4 protein-coding genes and 1 pseudogene are annotated in these 3,945 nt (G+C 45.0%); all 5 read right to left on the bottom strand.

Annotated elements, in window-relative coordinates; genetic code table 11:
• Positions 1-312 (bottom strand): annotated as a pseudogene (locus IQR33_RS34020) (S-type Pyocin family protein); the annotation flags it as partial.
• 120 nt (positions 313-432) lie between these two features.
• Positions 433-774, bottom strand: a complete 342-nt coding sequence (locus tag IQR33_RS34025; RefSeq protein ID WP_228010022.1) for a hypothetical protein — start codon at positions 772-774, stop codon at positions 433-435.
• A 461-nt stretch (positions 775-1,235) separates the two neighbouring features.
• Positions 1,236-1,445: a hypothetical protein gene (locus tag IQR33_RS22355; protein WP_228010021.1), complete on the bottom strand. Its 210-nt coding sequence runs from the start codon at positions 1,443-1,445 to the stop codon at positions 1,236-1,238.
• A gap of 91 nt (positions 1,446-1,536) precedes the next feature.
• The gene (locus tag IQR33_RS22360; RefSeq protein WP_054576354.1) at positions 1,537-1,791 is read right to left on the bottom strand and encodes a bacteriocin immunity protein; all 255 of its coding nucleotides are present in this window, start codon (positions 1,789-1,791) and stop codon (positions 1,537-1,539) included.
• Positions 1,792-3,945, bottom strand: a 2,154-nt coding sequence (locus IQR33_RS22365; protein WP_228014070.1) for an S-type pyocin domain-containing protein, incomplete at its 5' end; no start/stop codon positions are given.

The following is a 3,945-nucleotide window of genomic DNA, read 5'->3' on the forward strand; positions in this document are numbered from 1 at the left end:
AACAAGTTCGCCATCATTAAAGTGGTAGTAATAGCCTTCTATAGGCAAACCTAAACGTTCGCCCAATCGCACTGCAGGGACAACAGGTATAAAACCTTCCTCAGCTTTATGGCTGCCGACTTTTTTTAGTGTGACGGCTTCCAATGGTGTCACTCCGAGATTGTTATCAGCGATGTGGATATTTAAACGCTTTGGCTCATCAAACACACATAACGCTGTGTAGCGGGTGCCTTGCTCGGTATTGGCTTGCTCCCAACGGGTTACCGCGCTCTCTTTTTCAGTTTTCGATAAAGCAAAGTCACTGTGCACCATTTTCTTTATGGTGGTATCCGAGCATCCGACTTCGAAGCTGTACTCAAACTCCTTGATTAATTCCTCTTCACTTTCGGTTGCGATTGGCGGCGGCGTGTAAACTCGTTCGGGCGTCGAGGTTTACCTGATACAAGAGCGGTAACCTCCCGTTGCTCTGGTGGTTTTCGTTATTGCTAACAAATTATTAGCCGCATCATCCGAAAGTTCAGAGATAACCTCAGAATTCAGCCGCCAAGTTTTAGGACCTATTGGGTCGTTGTAACTAAGCAGAGCAGGAGTTTGAGGCGTATCACTAACGAGTGCGAGATTACCTTCGTAGAGATGCTGCTTTAGCTGTTCAAAAGTAAGATGTGAAGGAATAGCAGAGGCGATATCCGCTTCCGAAATATTATGGAAGTTGCCCTCTATCAATCCAAATTCATGAGACATTAATTCCGACAGTGGAAGAACTTTATAGGACACACAAATACCTAAAGTGAATACTAGTTATCACGGCAATAAGCAGTAAGCATGCCATTAACTTTCTTCTGCAAAATCAGCTAGGTAGGATGATAGTAGTGTATGCCGATACAATTTTTTATTTATCGAGCCAAAAAGTTGGGTATAAATCCAAGAAGTTGGTCGGTGTTGGCTGTGGTCTTTGTGTACGGTCGCTGTTTAGCTGAAGCGATACATATGGTGTTTTTACCCGTGAACACATTCGTAGTGGGCACGTTGTGGATGTAATAGTTCTAAGAAGTCTTTGCCCCATTATAAGACAGAGTAAATACTCATTCATATCCTGTTAGTTGGTTTTTTCCTTACTAAAAGTAATCCATTCTCTAATGCTATTGTTGTTAATCCTCGTGTTGTATTACGGGGGCTCTTAAGTTATCAACATCGTACACAGAACCACCATGTTGTATTTATTCAACATGGTGCATTTAGAAAGAACGTCTTCCCCCAACGGTATCCTTAAACCTTGCTCGAGGAGCTTTGCCATCCATCATCCGTTTAAGGTTCGCAGGTATAAATTGACTTGAATCGAGAGTTTGCCAACTTGCTTCACCGTTTTCTTCTGGCGTCCAATTGATGGTTGGTACGTTATCTTCAATCGCAATGGACAAAATATTGAGTTCACCGAGAGCAACCATAAGGTTCTGACACAAGAGGATTTTGAGCGGATTTTAGAGCAGGCTGAGGAATGGGAATGGGAAAAGGCGTCATTGTGACGCCTTTTATTTTTTACTCTTTGAAGCAAGGAAGCCCCTGCTCTTGGTACCACCTTTTAATTTCATTAACAACTCCCTCTGGCGAGTCATCTTGATCAGGTTTAGGCCAAAATATTAGGTCGGTCCCATCAGGGTGTTTAACAATTTCTGAAAAATGTAAGATAAGTTTGTCCTCCTCACTTTCAGGTAAATCGTTATCACATATTGTGCTGACAAAATCTTTAAATTCAGCAAATGTATACTCGGAAATATTATTTTTTAACTTCATTTAATTCTTACCAAAGTGGATTCTCTTGTGATGTTTAGGAGTAACGACTGCAAGGTTATCAACATGGAAAACAGCTCCCCCCTTAGATATCTCATGTTGGTGATGGATCTCATATCTGATCATTTTTCCATAGTGTTCACCTTTTGGAGCTATAGGAGATTTACCGGAACTAATTTTCTTTTGGTTCGTTCTGTTGAATTGCGCCATAAGCACACTATCTTTAGAAACCTCTATCCAGAAAGCTTTTCGGAACGCATCAAAATTACTAAATTCTTTCCCTCTCAGCTTATCAGCTATTTGAGAGGGTATTGGGGCTCCTAAGTCCTTACCTGCACCTGCCAACCAAATGCCAAAGATATCTTCGCCTTTCCCGGTAACGACTCCGGGCTTATCTCTCGGGCTTTCTTTGTAAACCACATAGAGCGGAGCAATACCTGAGCTTTCAGGGAATACCAAGATCGCATCGCGCCAGTCTTTCTCTTCTGGCGCAGGCGTAACGGTGACGTTAGCATCGCTATCCGAGTGGATTGGCGTGACCAGTATATCGTCTTTTTCAAACCCATCACTATGATCGGGGGTAGTTTGCCAACTTGCTTCACCGTTTTCTTCTGGTGTCCAATAGATGGTTGGTCCGTTCTCCTCAATCGCAACGGACAGCTGGCTATTATTTCCCTGTTTCACGTATTTGATGGGGATGCGCGTGTCGTCTACATGATAGCCCTGCACGTGCGGATAAAACTCCCCATCTTGGGGCTCGGTAATGTGGACACGAACACGGCTTTGCGCCGTGGTCACTTGGCGTAAATCTTGGTCTGTATATTGGGTGTTATCGCCAAACAAGCTTTGCTGCATGGCAAACAAAGAGCCAATGCCTTCTACTTGCCAGCGGTAGCCCTCAACTATCTTATCTTTCAATGTGCCGGCCAGTTTATCCAACTGCATCGCCGCAGTTTGGGTTTGTTGCGTTTGCTCTGGTGAGCCAGCGACAGCGGCGGAACTTCCCATGGCCATTTGTGCTTGTGTTGCTTGAATGGCGGGTATGACAGCAGCTGGGGTCGCATTCGCTTGCGCAAAGAAGAATGACCAAGGCCCGAAGTTACTGATTGACTCTTGTTGGTCGCCAATTTCAATACACCCTTCTGGCCTGATGCAGGATTTAGCGAACACGAGCGAGCTTGTGGCGTCTTTTAAGTTAAGGATGGCGACATCACCTTCTACAAAATCGGCAGCGTTGATAGCTCGATATTTGGTCAACCCAAGTAAAGGATCGCTGTGCTGGTAATGACTGTTGCGGATGTTGTTGTAGGTTTGCGGGTGCAGAGGCGGAAAAGTGTTCTTTTTGTCTGGTGCTTGTTGTTGCTGTGCTTCAGCAACAACAATTTCATCACCAATTGCGAGTGATAGAGGGTCGGCCTCAAACACTGGGTTAAGCGAGAGCAAGGCTTTAGCTCCCATACCATACCGTTCAGCTATGCTCTGCCAGGTTTCCCCCGCAACTACGATGTGCGTTGCTGCGGTTTGTTCTGCTTCCGCTTCATCGTTGTAATCTTCTGCGCGTGCTTCTTCCGGCTGTTTACCTGCATCAAACAGTGCAGGAATATCCAACTTTATCCCGTTTTCGCTCAGCCAATCTTCACTAAGATTATCGAGCTCTTCACGCGTGATTTGGCGCTCAAGATAAATGATGTATTGGTTCTCAAGGACTTGGTTGGCCAACTTCCAATACACCAAAATAGCGCTTTGATCCTTGGTAAAACCGCGCTCGTCATTGAGCGTCTCTTGTGTCGATCGCGTAGCGTAAAATGCCCATTTTTCTTGTCCGAGAATTTTGTACTCTTGGACCAGTTCACCATCATTAAAGTGGTAGTAATAGCCCTCTGTCGGCAAGCCTAGGCGTTCGCCCAATCGCACAGCCGGAACGACAGGTATAAAACCTTCCTCAGTTTTATGGCTGCCGGCTTTTTGTAGTGTGATTGATTCCAATGGTGTCAGCCCGAGATTGTCGTCAGCGATGTGGATATTTAAACGCTTTGGCTCATCAAACACACATAACGCTGTGTAGCGGGTACCTTGCTCGGTATTGGCTTGCTCCCAGCGGGTTACCGCGTTCTCTTTTTCAGTTTTCGCTAAAGCAAAGTCATTGTGCACCATTTT

This window comes from Vibrio sp. OPT46, assembly GCF_015163535.1.
GTDB classification, from domain to species: Bacteria; Pseudomonadota; Gammaproteobacteria; order Enterobacterales; family Vibrionaceae; genus Vibrio; species Vibrio alginolyticus.